At 66.6% G+C, this 16,702-nt stretch carries 17 protein-coding genes; 16 read left to right on the top strand and 1 reads right to left on the bottom strand.

Features of this window, described 5'->3' with window-relative positions; genetic code table 11:
* Positions 1-35: 35 nt before the first annotated feature.
* The 12 genes from nagZ (at position 36) to shn_RS07960 (ending at position 11,120) form a co-directional block, all read left to right on the top strand.
* Complete coding sequence (gene nagZ, locus shn_RS07905) at positions 36-1,055, top strand: beta-N-acetylhexosaminidase (RefSeq protein ID WP_064329916.1); 1,020 nt, start codon at positions 36-38, stop codon at positions 1,053-1,055.
* A gap of 112 nt (positions 1,056-1,167) precedes the next feature.
* Entirely contained in the window at positions 1,168-1,977 is an 810-nt protein-coding gene (locus shn_RS07910; protein WP_064329917.1) for a ScpA family protein, read from the top strand.
* The gene (gene scpB, locus shn_RS07915; protein ID WP_084437839.1) at positions 1,952-2,683 is read left to right on the top strand and encodes an SMC-Scp complex subunit ScpB; all 732 of its coding nucleotides are present in this window, start codon (positions 1,952-1,954) and stop codon (positions 2,681-2,683) included. The genes shn_RS07910 and scpB overlap by 26 nt, the downstream gene beginning before the upstream one ends.
* A 162-nt stretch (positions 2,684-2,845) precedes the next feature.
* Positions 2,846-3,949: an ABC transporter ATP-binding protein gene (locus shn_RS07920; protein ID WP_064329918.1), complete on the top strand. Its 1,104-nt coding sequence runs from the start codon at positions 2,846-2,848 to the stop codon at positions 3,947-3,949.
* Between the two features lie 42 nt (positions 3,950-3,991).
* Entirely contained in the window at positions 3,992-4,189 is a 198-nt protein-coding gene (locus tag shn_RS07925) for a twin-arginine translocase TatA/TatE family subunit (RefSeq protein WP_023511864.1), read from the top strand.
* A 50-nt stretch (positions 4,190-4,239) separates the two neighbouring features.
* Complete coding sequence (gene tatB, locus shn_RS07930; RefSeq protein ID WP_064329919.1) at positions 4,240-4,869, top strand: Sec-independent protein translocase protein TatB; 630 nt, start codon at positions 4,240-4,242, stop codon at positions 4,867-4,869.
* Entirely contained in the window at positions 4,866-5,702 is an 837-nt protein-coding gene (gene tatC / locus shn_RS07935; protein ID WP_064329920.1) for a twin-arginine translocase subunit TatC, read from the top strand. Before tatB ends, tatC begins: the two co-directional genes overlap by 4 nt.
* 69 nt (positions 5,703-5,771) lie before the next feature.
* Positions 5,772-7,055, top strand: coding sequence for a serine--tRNA ligase (gene serS, locus shn_RS07940; protein WP_064329921.1), 1,284 nt, complete (start codon positions 5,772-5,774; stop codon positions 7,053-7,055).
* Positions 7,056-7,074: 19 nt separating this feature from the next.
* Complete coding sequence (gene surE, locus shn_RS07945; protein WP_064329922.1) at positions 7,075-7,845, top strand: 5'/3'-nucleotidase SurE; 771 nt, start codon at positions 7,075-7,077, stop codon at positions 7,843-7,845.
* Positions 7,842-8,498: a protein-L-isoaspartate(D-aspartate) O-methyltransferase gene (locus tag shn_RS07950; protein ID WP_064329923.1), complete on the top strand. Its 657-nt coding sequence runs from the start codon at positions 7,842-7,844 to the stop codon at positions 8,496-8,498. Before surE ends, shn_RS07950 begins: the two co-directional genes overlap by 4 nt.
* A 260-nt stretch (positions 8,499-8,758) precedes the next feature.
* Positions 8,759-9,388 carry a hypothetical protein gene (locus tag shn_RS07955; protein WP_064329924.1) on the top strand — a complete coding sequence of 210 codons (630 nt, stop codon included), beginning with the start codon at positions 8,759-8,761 and terminating at the stop codon, positions 9,386-9,388.
* Between the two features lie 151 nt (positions 9,389-9,539).
* The gene (locus shn_RS07960) at positions 9,540-11,120 is read left to right on the top strand and encodes a peptidoglycan DD-metalloendopeptidase family protein (protein WP_064329925.1); all 1,581 of its coding nucleotides are present in this window, start codon (positions 9,540-9,542) and stop codon (positions 11,118-11,120) included.
* 328 nt (positions 11,121-11,448) lie between these two features.
* Here the strand turns inward: shn_RS07960 and shn_RS07965 are convergent, their stop codons facing one another.
* Positions 11,449-12,318, bottom strand: coding sequence for an ATP-binding protein (locus shn_RS07965; protein WP_064329926.1), 870 nt, complete (start codon positions 12,316-12,318; stop codon positions 11,449-11,451).
* Positions 12,319-12,501: 183 nt separating this feature from the next.
* Here shn_RS07965 and yajC point away from each other — a divergent pair, with 183 nt between their 5' ends.
* From yajC to shn_RS07985, 4 genes are all read left to right on the top strand, one after another.
* Complete coding sequence (gene yajC / locus shn_RS07970) at positions 12,502-12,834, top strand: preprotein translocase subunit YajC (RefSeq protein ID WP_064329927.1); 333 nt, start codon at positions 12,502-12,504, stop codon at positions 12,832-12,834.
* Positions 12,835-12,922: 88 nt separating this feature from the next.
* Positions 12,923-15,430, top strand: a complete 2,508-nt coding sequence (locus shn_RS07975) for a protein translocase subunit SecDF (protein ID WP_064332488.1) — start codon at positions 12,923-12,925, stop codon at positions 15,428-15,430.
* Positions 15,423-15,809, top strand: a complete 387-nt coding sequence (locus tag shn_RS07980; RefSeq protein ID WP_064329928.1) for an Mth938-like domain-containing protein — start codon at positions 15,423-15,425, stop codon at positions 15,807-15,809. The genes shn_RS07975 and shn_RS07980 overlap by 8 nt, the downstream gene beginning before the upstream one ends.
* A 64-nt stretch (positions 15,810-15,873) precedes the next feature.
* Positions 15,874-16,686, top strand: coding sequence for a phytoene/squalene synthase family protein (locus shn_RS07985; RefSeq protein ID WP_064332489.1), 813 nt, complete (start codon positions 15,874-15,876; stop codon positions 16,684-16,686).
* Positions 16,687-16,702: the final 16 nt, after the last annotated feature.

Below are 16,702 nucleotides of genomic sequence, written 5' to 3' on the forward strand. Positions count from 1 at the left end.
TTCGTTTTCCCCACCGAACCTTTAAGATTGCGGACATGAGCGAATCGAAATCCTTCCTTTCCGGCTGCAAGGGCCTCAGCCTGACCGCCGACGAAAAAGCCTTCTTCCGCAGCGAGCGGCCCTGGGGCTTCATCCTGTTCGGCCGCAACATCGGCGAGCCGGCGCAGGTGGCGGACCTCACCGCGGAGATGCGCGACTGCCTCGGCGGCGGGGCGGACATTCCGGTGCTGATCGACCAGGAGGGCGGCCGCGTCCAGCGCATCAGGCCGCCGCATGTGCAGCAATATCCGAATGCCGCCGCGCTCGGCGCCATCTACCGCGCCGACGTGGAGAAGGGGCTGCGCGCCGCCTGGCTGATGTCGCGCCTGCACGCCTTCGATCTCCTGCGCCTCGGCATCAATGTCGATTGCCTGCCGGTGCTCGACGTTGCCGTGCCGGGCGTGCACGACGTCATCGGCAACCGTGCCTACGGGCAGGAGCCGGAGATCGTTTCGGCGATGGGCGGGGCCGCGGCCGAGGGCCTCAAGGCCGGCGGCCTGCTGCCGATCATGAAGCACATGCCCGGTCACGGCCGCACCATGGTCGATTCGCACCATGACCTGCCGGTGGTGCACGCGAGCCGCGCCGAGCTGGAGGCCTGCGATTTCGTGCCCTTCCGGCGCATGAAGGACGAGCTGATGGCGATGTCCGCCCACATCGTCTTCACCGCCATCGATGCCGACAACCCGGCGACCACTTCGGCGAAGGTGGTGAGCGAGATCATCCGCGGCCATATCGGCTTCGACGGGCTGCTGATGTCCGACGACGTGTCGATGAACGCCCTGAAGGGCGATATTGCCGCAAGAAGCCGGGGAATCATTGCCGCCGGCCTCGACATGGTGTTGCATTGCCATGGCATCATGGAGGAAATGATCGTGGTGACCGAGAACGTTCCGCCGCTCACCGGCGACAGCCTGCGGCGGGCGAATGCGGTGCGCGCGGGCTTCCCGGCGCCGGACGGGGCGGACGAGGCGGCGCTGCGCGAGGAATTCAACGCCATGATCGCGGTGGCCTGACGGTCGCCGCAAGCGGGGTCCCGCGGTCGCAGGCGCGCGGGACGAAGAAAGGGGCGACGTGCAGGGAACGGGGTCGAAGCCACCGAAGAAGGGACGCGGCGCAGGGGCGCCGATGGCCGACCTGTGGCAGGACGCCGAGGCGCGGGGCCTTTCCGAGGAAAGCCTCGTCGTCGATCTCGCCGGCTTCGAAGGCCCGCTCGACCTCCTCCTGCATCTTGCCCGCACGCAGAAGGTGGACCTCACCCGCATCTCCGTGCTGGCGCTCGCCGAACAATATCTCGTCTTCATCGAGCGGGCGCGCAAGATCCGCATCGAGCTTGCTGCCGACTATCTCGTCATGGCGGCCTGGCTTGCCTATCTCAAGTCGCGCCTGCTCATTCCCAGGCAGGCGAAGGACGACGGCCCCTCCGGCGAGGAGATGGCGGCCAGCCTCGCCTTCCGCCTGAAGCGGCTGGAGGCGATGCGCGATGCGGCGACGCGCCTCGTCAACCGCAACCGCCTCGGCCGCGACGTCTTTGCCCGCGGCATGCCGGAGCACATTCCGACCGAGCGGCGCTCGTCCTTCGAGGCCTCGCTCTACGACCTGCTCAGCGCCTATTCTTCGCTGCGCCAGCGCCACGCGGTCACCCAGGTCACCATCGAGAAGCGCACGGTCTGGTCGCTTTCCGATGCGCGCGAGATCCTGTCGCTGCTCATCGGCGGCTTCGAGGACGACTGGGCGGCGCTCGACAGTTTCATCCTGCGATACCTCAGCGACCCGGCGGAACGCACCACGGCGATCGCCAGTGCCTTCGCGGCGACGCTGGAGCTGGTCCGGGAAGGGCGCCTGGAACTGCGCCAGGACGGCGCCTTCCAGCCGATCTACCTGCGCCGCGGGCCGAAGCCCGAGGGCGACGATGACGGGGGCGACGGGCGTGGCTGAACCGGGGGACGACGCACCGCGCGAGACGGACGGCGGCACGATCGTCGATCCGCGCCGGCTGCACGAGGCGGCGCGCATCGCCGAGGCGCTGGTCTTCGCCTCCGCCGGGCCTGTGTCGCAAGCCTATATCGCCGAGCGCCTGCCGCGCGGCGTCGACGTGCTGCATGTCATGCGCGAGCTGAAGGCGCTCTATGCCGGCCGCGGCGTCAATCTCGTCCAGCTCGACGATAGCTGGGCCTTCCGCACGGCGCCGGACCTCTCCTTCGCCATCCGTACCGACGAGACGGAGGTGCGCAAATTGTCGCGCGCCGCGCTGGAGGTCCTGTCGATCATCGCCTATCACCAGCCCGTCACGCGCGCCGAGATCGAGGATATCCGCGGCGTGCAGACGTCCAAGGGCACGCTCGACGTGCTGATGGAAGCGGGCTGGGTGCGTTTCCGCGGCCGCCGCCGCTCGCCGGGCCGCCCGGTGACCTTCGGCACGACGCGCGATTTCCTCGATCATTTCGGCCTCGAAGACCTGCGCGACCTGCCGGGCCTCGAAGAGCTCAAGGGCGCCGGTCTCCTGTCCGGCCGCATCCCCTCCAATTTCCAGGTGCCCATGCCGCTGCGCGAGGACGAACTGGCGGAGGACGAGGACCCGATCACCCAGTTCGACCTCGAAGAACTCGGTCTCTTGACACCGGGCGGAAAAGAAGACGAATAGACGAAGCTTATAGAGCGGTTCCGGCAAAGCGCGTCGCGGTTTTGCGCGCGCAGCCGTGCCAGAACAAACGGTTGGAGCATTTTCGCGCTTCGAAGGCGCGCAGGATGCGCCCGCAGGACTGCATCGTCGGCCACGGCCGGCGACAGGGAAAGACTTCGGCCCATGGTTTTGGATCCGTCAGGCTCCAACGGTATCGAGACGAGGCGGGCATCGGCGGTGACCTTCGCGGCGCGCCTGTCCTTCGAGGATATCCACCACAGCTACCACAACAAGGAGACGATCCGCGGCATTTCGCTGACGGCGGAGCCCGGCGAGGTCCTCTGCCTGCTCGGCCCCTCCGGTTCCGGCAAGACGACGCTGCTGCGCATTGCCGCCGGCATCGAGGCACAGACGGCCGGCCGCGTGCTCCTGAACGACCGCGAGATTGCCGGCCCCGCCGTCTTCCTGCCGCCCGAGCGGCGCGGCGTCGGCCTGATGTTCCAGGATTTCGCGCTCTTCCCCCACATGACGGTGCTCGACAATGTGCGCTTCGGCCTGACGGCCCTGCCGCGCGCCGAGGCCGAGGCGGAGGCGCGGGTCGCGCTCGAACGCGTCGGTCTGTTGCACTACGCCCAGAAGTTTCCACATGTTCTTTCGGGCGGCGAGCAGCAGCGCGTGGCGCTCGCCAGGGCGCTCGCACCGCGCCCCTCGGTGCTTTTGATGGACGAGCCGTTCTCCGGGCTCGATTCGCGCCTCAAGGATTCGATCCGTGCCGATACGCTGGCGATCCTGCGCCAGTCGCGCGCCAGCGCCATCGTGGTGACGCACGATGCGGAGGAGGCGATGCGCATGGGCGACCGGATCGCGCTTCTGAAGGACGGCCGGCTCGTGCAGGTGGGCACGGCGGAAGAGCTCTATCTGCACCCGAAAAACATCTTCGCCGCCGCCTTTTTCTCCGAAATCAACGAATTTCCCGGCCGTGTGCGCGGCGGCGTGGTCGAAACGCCGCTCGGCAATGTCGACGGCACGCGGTTTTCCGATGGCCAGAAGGTCCATGTCGCGGTGCGCCTTTCGGGGCTGCGCGTGATGGAACGGGGTGGCGAGATCCCCGCGCGCATATTGTCGCGGCGCTTTCTCGGGGTGGTCGAGCTCCTCGATCTGGCCGTGCCCGGCACCGACCGGCCGATCCGGGCGCGCGTCAGGGCCGATCAATTGGCTTCCGGATTGCGCGACGTCACGCTTTCGGCTAACCACCGCGACATTCTAGTGTTTGAAAAAGACGGCTGAACGTCTTACATCGGGGTACGAGTTCGAAAGGGAGTCGAGATTATGGGTTCTTTCAGCATCTGGCATTGGCTGATCGTTCTGGTGGTGGTGCTGCTGCTGTTCGGCCGCGGCAAGATTCCGGAACTGATGGGCGATGTCGCCAAGGGCATCAAGAATTTCAAGAAGGGCATGTCCGACGAGGAAGCCGCCGCCGCCGACAAGGCCAAGACCGTCGACCACAAGGCTGACGAGGTCAAGTGACCGGCGCTCGGCCGCGGACGGTGGTTCGCGGCCCATGAGGACAGTACCCTATGCTTGATGTCGGCTGGACCGAAATACTCGTCATCGCGATCGTCCTGATCATCGTGGTCGGTCCGAAGGACCTGCCGCAGATGCTGCGCACGTTCGGCCGCATGATGTCGAAGATGCGCGGCATGGCGAGCGATTTCCGCCAGCAGTTCGACGAGGCGCTGCGCGAAGCGGACCTCGAGGACGTCAAGAAGACGATCGGCGAGGCGCAGAAGCTCAATCCGCTGAACACCATTCGCGATGCGGTCAATCCGCTGCGCCAGATGGGCGACGAGATCAAGGCGGACCTGCAGAAGTCGACGAGTTCCGTCTCCTCGGCAACGCCCGCGGCCGTGCCGGCCGAAAGCGTCACCGGCAGCACGCCGGTCGCCGTACCCTCCGAAGCGCAGAAGCCTGCCTCGGCCGAGCCCGTTGCCGCCGTTCCGCTGAAGGCGGGGCCGACCAGGAAGACGGCGACGAAAAAGCCTGCCGAGGGCACTGACAAGGCGGCAAAGCCGCGCAAGGCGCCCGCCAAGGCCGAGGGCGGCGTCAAGGCCGAGGGCGGCGTCAAGGCCGCCGCGAAGGCCTCCGGCGAGAAGAAGGCCGCGCCCGCCAGGGCCAGGACTGCAAAGACCAAGAAGGGCGACGCATGAGCGGCGACATCGAAGACAAGCCCCAGCCGCTCATCGAGCACCTGATCGAGCTTCGCCAGCGCCTGCTGTGGGCCGTCGGGGCGTTCTTCGTCGCCTTCCTCGTCTGCTTCTATTTCGCCAAGCAACTGTTCAACCTGCTCGTCCTGCCGTTCAAATGGTCGGTGGAATGGGCGGGGCTCTCGCACCGCAATGTCGAGCTGATCTATACGGCGCCGCAGGAATTCTTCTTCACGCAGATCAAGGTCGCCATGTTCGGCGCGCTGGTCATCGCGTTTCCGGTCATCGCCCAGCAGGTCTACAAGTTCGTCGCGCCCGGCCTCTACAAGAACGAGCGCGCCGCCTTCCTGCCGTTCCTGATCGCCTCGCCGATCCTCTTCCTCATCGGCGCCGCGCTGGTCTATTTCTTCTTCACGCCCATGGTCATGTGGTTCTTCCTGGCCATGGAGCAGGGCGGCGGCGAGGGGCAGGTCTCGATCCAGCTCCTGCCGAAGGTGTCCGAATATCTCAGCCTCATCATGTCGCTGATCTTCGCCTTCGGCCTCGTCTTCCAGCTCCCGGTGGTTTCCTCGCTCTTGGTACGGGCCGGCTTCATCGATTCGAAGGTGCTTGCCGACAAGCGCAAATACGCGATCGTCATCGCCTTCGTGGTCGCCGCCGTGCTGACGCCGCCCGATCCGGTTTCCCAGATCGGCCTTGCACTGCCGGCCATCCTTCTCTACGAGATTTCCATCTATACGGCCCGACTCATCGAACGGCAGCGGGCGAGCGCCTCGAACGCGCAGGATGCGGAGAACGAGGTCGTTGCAACGCCGGAAGAGGCCGACAAGGCCTGATCTTCGGCGTTGCCGCACTGTGCTGCCGGGCGCGGGTGGGCCTCAATCCACGGAACGCCTGGAACGACAATGCTTGATATCAAATGGATCCGCGACAACGCCGCCGCTCTCGACGCCGCCCTGGCAAAGCGCGGCGCCAGCCCCCTGGCCCAGGCCCTCATCGATCTCGACGAGAAGCGCCGCAGCGTCATCCAGAAGGCGCAGGACATGCAGTCGCGCCGCAACGCCGCCTCCAAGGAGATCGGCGCGGCGATGGCGGCGAAGAACAGCGAACTTGCCGACAGGCTGAAGGCCGAGGTCTCGGCCATCAAGGACCAGCTTCCCGCGGCGGAAGAGGAAGAGCGCCAGGTCACCGCCGAGCTCAACGACGCCCTGTCGCGCATCCCGAACATCCCGCTCGACGACGTGCCGGTCGGCACGGACGAGACCGGCAATGTGGAAAAGCTGAAATGGGGCGAAAAGCCCGGCTGGAACCACAAGGCGCTGGAGCACTACGAGATCGGCGAAGCCCTCGGCTACATGGATTTCGAGGCCGCGGCGAAGATCGCCGGCTCACGCTTCACCGTGCTGAAGGGCCAGCTCGCGCGCCTCGAACGCGCCCTCGGCCAGTTCATGATCGACGTGCATACCGGCGAGCATGGCTATACGGAAGTGCATGCGCCGCTGCTGGTGCGCGACGATGCCATGTTCGGCACCGGCCAGTTGCCGAAATTCTCCGAGGACCTGTTCCGCACCACGGACGGCCGCTGGCTGATCCCGACCGCGGAGGTCTCGCTCACCAACCTCGTGCGCGAGGATATCCTCGACCAGGAGAAGCTGCCGCTGCGCTTTACCGCGCTGACGCCGTGCTTCCGCTCGGAAGCCGGTTCGGCCGGCCGCGACACGCGCGGCATGCTGCGCCAGCACCAGTTCATGAAGTGCGAGCTCGTCTCGATCACCGATGCGGAAAGCTCGATCGACGAGCACGAGCGCATGACGGCCTGCGCCGAGGAGATCCTGAAGCGCCTCGGCCTGCACTACCGCATCATGACGCTGTGCACCGGCGACATGGGGTTCGGCGCCCGCAAGACCTACGACCTCGAAGTCTGGTTGCCGGGACAGGACACGTTCCGCGAGATCTCGTCCTGCTCGGTCTGCGGCGATTTCCAGGCGCGCCGCATGAACGCGCGCTACCGCGGCAAGGACGACAAGGCGACGAAGTTCGTGCACACGCTGAACGGCTCGGGCACGGCCGTCGGCCGCGCGCTGATCGCCGTTATGGAGAACTACCTCAACGAGGACGGCTCGGTCACCGTGCCGGACGTGCTGCTGCCCTATATGGGCGGCCTGAAGAAGATCGAGAAGGCCGCCTGAGGCGGAAGGCGGAGACGAGATGCGCATTCTTCTGACGAACGACGATGGTATCCACGCCGAGGGCCTCGCGGCCCTCGAACGGATCGCGCGCGAACTGACGGACGACGTCTGGATCGTCGCGCCCGAGACGGACCAGAGCGGCCTTGCCCATTCGCTGACGCTCTCCGAGCCGCTGCGCCTCAGGAAGATCGACGACAAGCGCTACGCGCTGCGCGGCACGCCGACGGACTGCGTCATCATGGGCGTGCGCGAAGTGCTCGACGAGAAGCCGGACCTCGTGCTGTCGGGCGTCAATGTCGGGGCCAACATGGCCGACGACGTCACCTATTCGGGCACGATCGCCGGCGCGATCGAGGGCACGCTGCAGGGCATCAAGTCCATGGCGCTGAGCCAGGCCTACAACCATGCCGGCGGCCGCGTCGTGCCGTGGGAGGTCGCCGAAAGCTTCGCGCCGAAGCTGATCCGCCAGTTGATGGATGTCGAGCTGCCGGACTGGACCTTCTTCAACATCAATTTCCCGAACTGCGCGCCTGCGGAGCTCAACGGCGTCGAGGTCACCAGCCAGGGCAAGCTCGATTTCGGCCTGACGATCGACGAGCGCATGGACGGCCGCGGCTACCCCTATTACTGGCTGCGCTTCGGCGAGCGGAAGGGCGATTTCCGTGCCGGAACGGATATCCATGCAGTGAAGAACCACAAGATCTCCGTGACGCCGCTCAAGCTCGACCTCACGGACTATACGGTGCTGGACCGCGTGCAGCGCGTGCTCAACGGCGAGGATGCGGATTGAACACGGGACGGGTGATCGAGAAAGAGGGTTTTGCCGCGCTGGCCCTGCGCCTGCGCGGCCAGGGCATCAACAATCTCGACCTGCTGACCGCCGTGGAGCAGACGCCGCGCACGCTTTTCGTGCCGCCGCAATTTGCCGGCGAGGCCTATTCGCGCCGGGTCCTGCCGCTCGACTGCGGGTCCTTCATGGAGGGGATCGACCTTTCCGTGCGGCTCCTGCACCTCCTGAACCTCAAGGCCGGCCAGCGCATCCTTGAGGTCGGCACCGGCTCCGGCTTCACCGCCGCGGTCATGGGACGCCTGACGGAGCGCGTGCTCACCGTCGACCGCTACCGCACGCTCGCCACCAATGCGCAGCAATCCATCGAGAAGGCCGGCATCCGCAATGTCATCGTGCGACAGGCCGATGGCAGCAACGGCATGCCGGGCGAGGGCACCTTCGACCGCATCCTCGTCACCGCTGCCTTTCCGGCCCTGCCGCGCTTCTTCGCCGAGCAACTGGTGTCCGGCGGCATGCTGATCGCCCCCGTGATGGTCAGCGAAACCGAATGTCGCATGCTGAAGCTGGTCAAGACCGGCAGCCGCTTCGATCGTGAGGACCTTTTCGAGGTGCCCTACCTGCCGATCGTTCCCCAGATGGCGCAGGCCCTCTGATCCACTTCCATAAACCGTTTCTTCTCGTCCACCAGGCGAACGCCCGCTGAGTCTTTCGGCATTTTTGCCGGAAAACCAGCGCATCCGTCCTGCGCGGTTGCTCGTTTCGCGCGAATTCCTCATGCGAATACAGCGCGTTAACCTTTTGTTAACCAGCGCAAGCTTCGCGCAAGCTTCGGGGCGTAGGCCGGTAGCGAAGCAGAAACTTCCACGCAGGACGCCGGTTTTCCAAGGGTGCGGCCGTTCCGATGGAGAGGGAAATGCACGTCTCGAACAGGATCGCCAGCAGCTCGACCAGCGACAGCCTCGCCTATCTCGCGACCAAGGCTGCGGGCAAGGTTGCCGAGGACAATGCCGAGACCGGCTCGACCGCGCAGTTGGCCGGCGGCAGCTACGATCCCTCCGCCCATGTCGGTCTTTCGGTCGATGCCCTGCTCGTCCTCAGCGTCGCCAAGGAAGAGACGGCTTACAGTCAGCCGGCGCTTACCGAGGCTGAGCGCGCGAACCTCGATACGGCAGCGCTGGAAAAGCGCGAATATACGGCCTTCGGCCACTTCCTGGAGGAGGGCGACCGCAAGGCCTATTACCGCGCCTATATCGAATATTTCGACAGCATGTCGGCCGAGGACCAGCGCAGCGCCCGCTATGCCGGCACGCGCGAGCCTGCCGTCGCCGCGCTCCGCGCCATCGCCTACAATGAGAGCGCCCTCGACATGACGGCGCCCGATGCCGCCCTCGAAAACGTGACGGCCGCCGACGACAGGGCGACCCGGCGTGCGACGCCCATCTCCGCGATCTTCCAGCCGAGCCAGGCGGATTTCGAGAATGCCGCCCGCGTCGTCACCAGCCGCATCTCGCGCGCCGACACCATGTACGCGACCGGCTTCTGAGCCGTCTCCATGGCTCTTCCGCCACGGTGCGGATGCGCCATGGTTATCAATTCATCAAAAAAACAATGCGGATAGGCCTGCTTTAACCGGGCAGTAACTCTAACGCGCTTTAATCGGTACTCATCAAGTAGCGTACCGATTGGGTAGTCACATGCGTAAGAGTGTATCGCCGAGTTTTGCCAGGACCGCGACCCGCCTCGTGGTTGCCGCCTTGCTGGCCAGCGTCGCGACCGGGTGCAGCTCGGACGTGTCCCGCTTTGGCGGCCTCTTCTCCTCCTCCGGTCAGGATAACATCACGACGAGCTCGGTCCCGCGCCGCACGCTGCTCGGCGGCAATCCGGTCCCGCGCGGCAATGTCGGCAACGGCCAGCAGTTCGCGACGGCCGACCAGCTCGGGTCGCGCGAGGAAGCGCTCAACCAGCCGTTCCCCGATCAGGGCGCCGTTTCCTATGATCCGATCAACACCGCGACCACCGGCGGCTCCGGCACGCGGCTGGCGACGACGCCGATGAGCGTGCAGCGCGGCGAGCTTGCCGACCCGACCGCCGGCGCCCGCCAGGCCGCCGAGCGCGAGGTCGCCCTCGGCCAGCAGCTTCCCGAACGCAAGGCGAAGGCCATCGCGGAGGGTGCCGACACCCTGACGACGTCGACCGTCAACAAGGGCAAGGCCGGCTGGTCGACGGCGAATGCGCCGGTCGTCATGCTGCGCCAGGGCGAAAGCGTGAAGACGCTCGCCAACCGTTATGGCGTGCCGGAAAAGGAAATCCTCGCCGCCAACAACCTCAAGCGCGCGTCGGATGCCGAGCCTGGCCAGAAGATCGTCATCCCGACCTTCAGCACCACGGCAAGCGCCGCCAAGGCCTCGACCGACAGCACGCTCAAGGTCGACAACAAGCTGCCGACGCCCGAGCGCAAGGGCGAGCAGAATGTCGCCATCCTGCCCACCACGTCCAGCCGTGAGAAGCTGAAGTCGGAAAGCGGCCAGACGAGTTCGAACGTCGCCGATGCCGGCGAAGGCAAGGGCAAGGGCAGCTATGAAGTGCAGCCGGGCGATTCGCTCGCCAAGATCGCCCGCAGCAACGGCGTCTCCGTCGATGCGCTGAAGAAGGCGAACGGGCTGACGACCGCATCGATCCGCATCGGCCAGAACCTCGTCATCCCGGCCGGCGGCAGCGTGGCCGCGGCCGAGACGACGACCGACAAGACGGTGACCGCATCGGTTCCGGCCAAGAAGGAAAAGGCCGTCGAGACGGCGGAGAAGAAGCCGGAAGCCTACAAGGCGCCGGTGAAGACCGTCTCGGTGACGGAAGTGGCGGAAAAATCCGATGTCACGGACGAAGCGCCCGAATCGACCGGCATCGGCAAGTATCGCTGGCCGGTGCGCGGCGCGGTCATCGCCGGCTACGGTGCGAATGTCGAAGGCAACCGCAACGACGGCATCGACATCTCCGTCCCCGAGGGCACGCCGATCAAGGCCGCCGAGAACGGCGTGGTCATCTATGCCGGCTCCAGCCTGAAGGAACTCGGCAACGCCGTCCTCGTGCGCCACGACGACGGCACGGTCACGGTCTACGGCCATGCCGGCGAGCTCAACGTCCAGCGCGGCCAGAAGATCCAGCGCGGCCAGACCGTCGCCACCTCCGGCATGAGCGGCAACGCCACCCGCCCGAAGGTTCACTTCGAAGTGCGCAAGAACGCCACCCCGGTCAACCCGATGACCTTCCTGGAATAGGGACGATCGTCCGCGAGAAAAACAGAAAGGCCCGGCTCGACCGGGCCTTTCTGTTTCCGACAATGCCGTCCGACCTCTCCTCCGTAACGTTCGGGCCTGCCGACCATCCACCCAAGGGTAAGTCGCGGATGTGGACCCTCGGCTCAAGGCCGAGGATGACGTCGGGGGGAGCGCCTCGGGCTGCCGACAAAGGCACCGAACCGCTCCTTCGTCATGGTCGGGCTTGACCCGACCATCCATGCCGCAGGCACGTCGGTTGATCCTTGGCGAAGGCCGAGGGTGACGGTCGAGGATAAGCGGCAGACGGAGGCCCGGCTCGCTGCCTTTCTCATTTGACGAGCGGCTTGCCCAGCCTGCCTGCAAGGTCCTGCACATATTGCCAGGCGACGCGGCCGGAGCGGGAGCCGCGGGTCGTCGACCATTCCAGCGCCTCGGCGTGCAACTGCTCTGCCGGGATGTCGAGGTCGAAATGCCGCGCATAGCCGTCGATCATTTCGAGATAGTCGGCCTGGCTGCACTTGTAGAAGCCGAGCCAGAGGCCGAAGCGGTCGGAGAGCGAGACCTTCTCCTCTACCGCCTCCGACGGGTTGATCGCCGTCGACTGCTCGTTCTCCATCATGTCGCGCGGCAGCAGATGCCGGCGGTTGGAGGTGGCGTAGAGCAGCACATTGTCCGGGCGGCCCTCGACGCCCCCGTCGAGCGCCGCCTTCAGCGACTTGTAGGACGTGTCGTCATGGTCGAAGGACAGGTCGTCGCAGAAGATGATGACCGGGCAGGGCGCTTCCTTGAGGATGTCCATCAAGGCCGGCAGCGTGGCGATGTCCTCGCGGTGCACCTCCACCAGCTTCAGCTTGCTGTCCGTCTCCCTGGCGGCCAGTGCATGGACGGATTTGACCAGCGACGACTTGCCCATGCCGCGCGCGCCCCACAGCAGCACGTTGTTCGCCGGCAGGCCGCGGGCAAAGCGCAGCGTGTTGTCGACGAGGATGTCGCGGACATGGTCGACGCCGCGGATCAGGTCGATCTCGATGCGGTTCGGCCGCCTGACCGGCTGGAGGTGCTGGCGGGCCGGCGACCAGACGAACACCTCCGCGGCATTCCAGTCGTTGACGGCGGGGGCGGGGCCGGCGAGGCGTTCCAGCGCGGCGTTGATGCGGCCGATTTCGGCGAGCAAGAGCTTGACGTGATCTTCCTGCAATTTCTCTCTCCTCATGCGTCCCTGCCGGGTAGCATGCGGCGGTGGGTCGCGAAAAGGGGGAAAGCGCTTGAAAACAGGCCGCTTCGCAAGGACGTGTGTTGCATTCAAGGCTCGCTTGCCTATATTCCGGCAACCGAAACGGCCCCGCAGGCCACCCGAATTCACGATTTCAAGGAGTAGTTGATGTTCATTACCGAGGCCTTCGCCCAGACGGCACCCGGCGGGGCAGGCGGCGCAGACATTCTCATGTCGGTCCTGCCGTTCCTGTTGATCTTCGTGGTGATGTATTTCCTCATCATCCGCCCGCAGCGCGCTGCCATGAAGCGTCGCGATGAGCTTCTGAAGAACATCCGCCGCGGCGACCAGGTCGTCACCGGCGGCGGCATCGTCGGCAAGGTCACCAAGGTCGTCGACGACAACGAACTCGAAGTCGAGATCGCCGAAGGCATCAAGATCCGCGTCGTGCGCAGCGGCGTCAGCGAAGTCCGCGTCAAGGGCGAGCCCGTCAAGGAATGACTTGGCCTGCCGCCTGGCCGGGCTGATCCCCGGCCGGACGGCCCGACTGGTTTTCAGCCGGCGGCGCGCCGGATTAGTCGAGATCGCGATGCAGCCATCCGCCCGCTGGAAGACCTTTTCCCTCTGGCTCGTCCTTGCGGCGAGCCTTCTTGTCCTTCTGCCGAGCCTTCTGCCTGCCCGCCTCACCGCAGGCTTTCCCGGCTGGATGACGGACCACCGCCTCGTTCCCGGCCTCGACCTCACCGGCGGCTCCCGCCTCGTGCTGGAGATCTCGCGCAGCGACATCGCCGCCGAGCACCTGCGCGCCGCCGTCGAGACCATCGGCAACACCCTGCGCGCCGCGCGCATTCCCCACAGCGACCTCAACGGCGCGGAAGACACGATCGACGTCACCGTGACGGCGCCCGACCGTCTCGACGCGGCCCGCACCGCGCTCACCGGCCTCGGCCTCGGCGCGCTCAGCGAGCCGGAAAGCGGCAAGTTCCGCATCGTGCTTGCCGCCGATGCCGTGGACAGCGCCGCAAGCGCGGCTTCGCTCGGCGCCGTCGATGCGGTGCGTCGCCGCGTCGAGAGCCTCGACATTCCCGAACTCCTCGTCGGGCGCGGCGAGCATGACCGCATCGTCGTCGCCATGCCGGGCCTCACCGACCCGCAGCGCGTCAAGGACATGCTGGCGACGGTCGGCAAGCTTTCCGCCCGCCTCGTCGACGACAGCGTGCCGGTCGACACGGCCATCGAGGACGGCGTGCCGGCGGGCTCCGAAGTGCTCTACTCCACCGGCGAGCCGCCGGTCGGCTATGTCGTGCGGCAGGACGATCTTTTCACCGCCGTGGATGTCGCCTCGGCCGAGCCTGCGGCCAATGACGAACCCTTCATCGAATTCGTGCTGAAGGCGGATGCCGCCGAACGGCTTGCCGCCTTCACGCGGGAGAACAGCGGGCGCACCATCGCCATCCTGCTCGACGGCCAGGTGATCTCGACCTCGCGCATCCAGGGCGCCATCACCGACGGCGTCGGCCGCCTTTCCGGCGATTTCGACGCGCAAGGGGCGGCGAACCTCGCGCGCATCATCGCGAGCGGTCCGCTGCCCGCCCCGCTCACCATCATCGAGGAGCGCTCGATCGAGCCGGCGCTCGGCACGACCTCCGGCACGACGGTCATCGTCGCGCTCACCGTCGCCATCGTCGCCGTCGTTGCCTTCATGACCTTCTTCTACGGCGTGCTCGGCGTCATTGCCTCCTTGTCGCTGGCCTTCGCCATGGTCCTCTCCTTCGCGGTGCTGGCGCTTGTTGGCGCGCCGGTCTCGCTGTCGATGATCGCAGGCATGGTGCTGACCGTCGGCATCGCGGTCGATGCCAGCGTGCTGATCTTCGAGCGCATCCGCGAGGAGGTGAAGGGCGGACGGGAGCTCTCCCGGTCGGTCTTGACCGGCTTCCGCCGTGCCCGTGCCACGGTGCTCGATGCCTCCGTCACCATGTTCATCGCCATCGCGGTCCTCTTCCTGCTTTCGGCAGCTCCCGTGCGCGCCTTCGCGCTTGCCGTCGGCATCGGCCTTTTCGCGACGCTCATCACCACCTTCACGCTGACGCGCCGCCTTGTCACCGTCTGGCTCAACCGCAGCCACGCGACGCACCTGCCGAAGGGCGTGCGCACCGGCCTCTTCGATCGCCTCAACCTGCGCTTCATGGCGGTGCGCAACGGCGTCTTCCTGCTGACTGCGGTGCTGTCGCTCGCCATTGCCGGCCTGCTCGTCGCCGGCAAGCTCAAGCTCGGCATCGATTTCACCGGCGGCGCGGCGCTGGAAGTGCAGGCGAAGGCCGGCAATGCCGATCTCGACGACATCACCGCCCGCCTGAACGATGCCGGCGTGGACGTGCTGACCGTCACGAAACGACGCGACGCGCGCCATGCACTGGTGCGGCTGACATCGGCGGGCGAGGGCGAGAACGCCGAGCAGACCTCCGTGCTGGTCGCCCGCGGCGAGCTGGAGGACGATTACGACTTCCGCCGCGTCGAGGTGGTCGGCCCGGCGATTTCCGGCGAGCTGATCGACACGGCGACGCTCGGCTTCGTCGTCGGCCTGCTTGCGCTTGTCGCCTATATCTGGATCCGCTTCGAATGGCATTTCGCCATCGGCGCGATCATCGCGCTGGCACATGATGTGTTCTTCACGCTCGGCTTCCTGGCGCTCGCCAAGATCGAGTTCAACGTGACCGCCGTCGCCGCGCTGCTGACGGTCGCCGGCTATTCGCTGAACGACACGATGGTCGTCTACGATCGCATCCGCGAGAATCTCCGGCATTTCAAGCAGATGCCGCTGCCGATCCTGATCGACGACGCGATCAACCGCACGCTGTCGCGCACCGTGCTGACATCGGCGACCACGCTGATCGCGCTGGCCGCGCTCGCGCTCTTCGGCGGCGAGGCGATCGGCACCTTCGCGCTGACGCTGCTCTTCGGGGTGGCGATCGGCACCATATCCTCTATCTACATTGCCGGACCGATCCTCATCCTGTTCCGCCTGCAGCCGGAGTGCTACCGCCCGGGCAAGGGCGGCAAGGGGCCGGTCACGGAGGCGACGGGAGCCAATGGCTAAAGGCATCGAAATCCGGGACGCGCATTTCCCCGGGCGTGCGCCGATCGACGCATATGGCAATGGCGGTTTCCGCTTCGCCGACATGTCGCATCGCGGCTCCATCCTCTGCCTGCCCTCGGGCATCCACGGCTGGGACAAGGAGGAGGGCACGCCGCTGACGGTGGCCGACCTCCAGCGCGTGCTGGACGAGGCCGGCGAGATCGAGGTGCTGCTCGTCGGCACCGGCAGGGAGATCCGTCCGCTCTCGGCCGAGATTAAGGCGGCCCTCACGGAGCGCAAGGTCCGCTCCGACCCGATGAGCACGGGCGCCGCCGTGCGCACCTTCAATGTCATGCTCGCCGAGAGCCGGGCCGTCGCCGCCGCGCTCATCGCGGTATGATACGGAAAACGGTATTCTCGACGTGACCGAAACGCGGCAAGCCCATTACGCGCACTGTCTGACGATGCTTCGCGAGACCGATCGCGACCGCTATCTCGCCTGCCTGCTGGCCCCGGCGGAAAAGCGCGGCGCGCTCGCCGCGCTCTACGCCTTCAATGCCGAGATCGCCCGCGTGCGCGACGTGGTGCGCGAGGCGCTGCCCGGCGAGATCCGCCTGCAATGGTGGCGCGACGTGCTTGACGGCACCGCCGAGGGTGACGCCATGGCCAACCCGCTCGCCGCGGGCCTGATAGCCTGCGTCGAGGAGCATCGGCTTCCCGTCGCCGTGCTGACGGACATGACCGAGGCGCGCATCTTCGACGTCTACAACGATCCGATGGAAAGCCGCGCGGCATTCGAAGGTTATGCCGGCGAAACCGCCTCGGCGCTGATCCAGCTCGCAAGCCTCATCCTCGATCCGGCAGGGGCGCCTGCATCGGCCGAGGCCGCCGGCCATGCCGGCGTGGCGCAGACCGTTGCGGGCACCCTCCTGATGCTGCCGATCCACCGGCGGCGCGGCCAGGTCTACCTGCCGGCCGATCTTCTCGCTGCCACGGGCCTAACGCCGGAAGCCCTGCTCGCCGGCAACGACGCGGCCGCGGCCGCGCGCGCGGTGGATGCCTTCGTCGGCCTCGGCCGGGAGCATCTCGCCAAGGCGCGGGCCGCAGGCGGCATTTCACCGGCCAATCGACCGGCCTTTTTGCCGGTCGCCCTCGTTTCGCCTATACTGGATGCAGTGGAGAAGGCCGGCGCGGCGGCACTGGAGCGTTCCCTCCAGCCCGCCCAGTGGCGGCGGCAGTGGTGGATGTGGCGGGCGCTGCGCCGCGGCCCGTTCTAAGGCGCGTCGCGATCCT

This window comes from Shinella sp. HZN7, assembly GCF_001652565.1.
GTDB lineage: Bacteria > Pseudomonadota > Alphaproteobacteria > Rhizobiales > Rhizobiaceae > Shinella > Shinella granuli.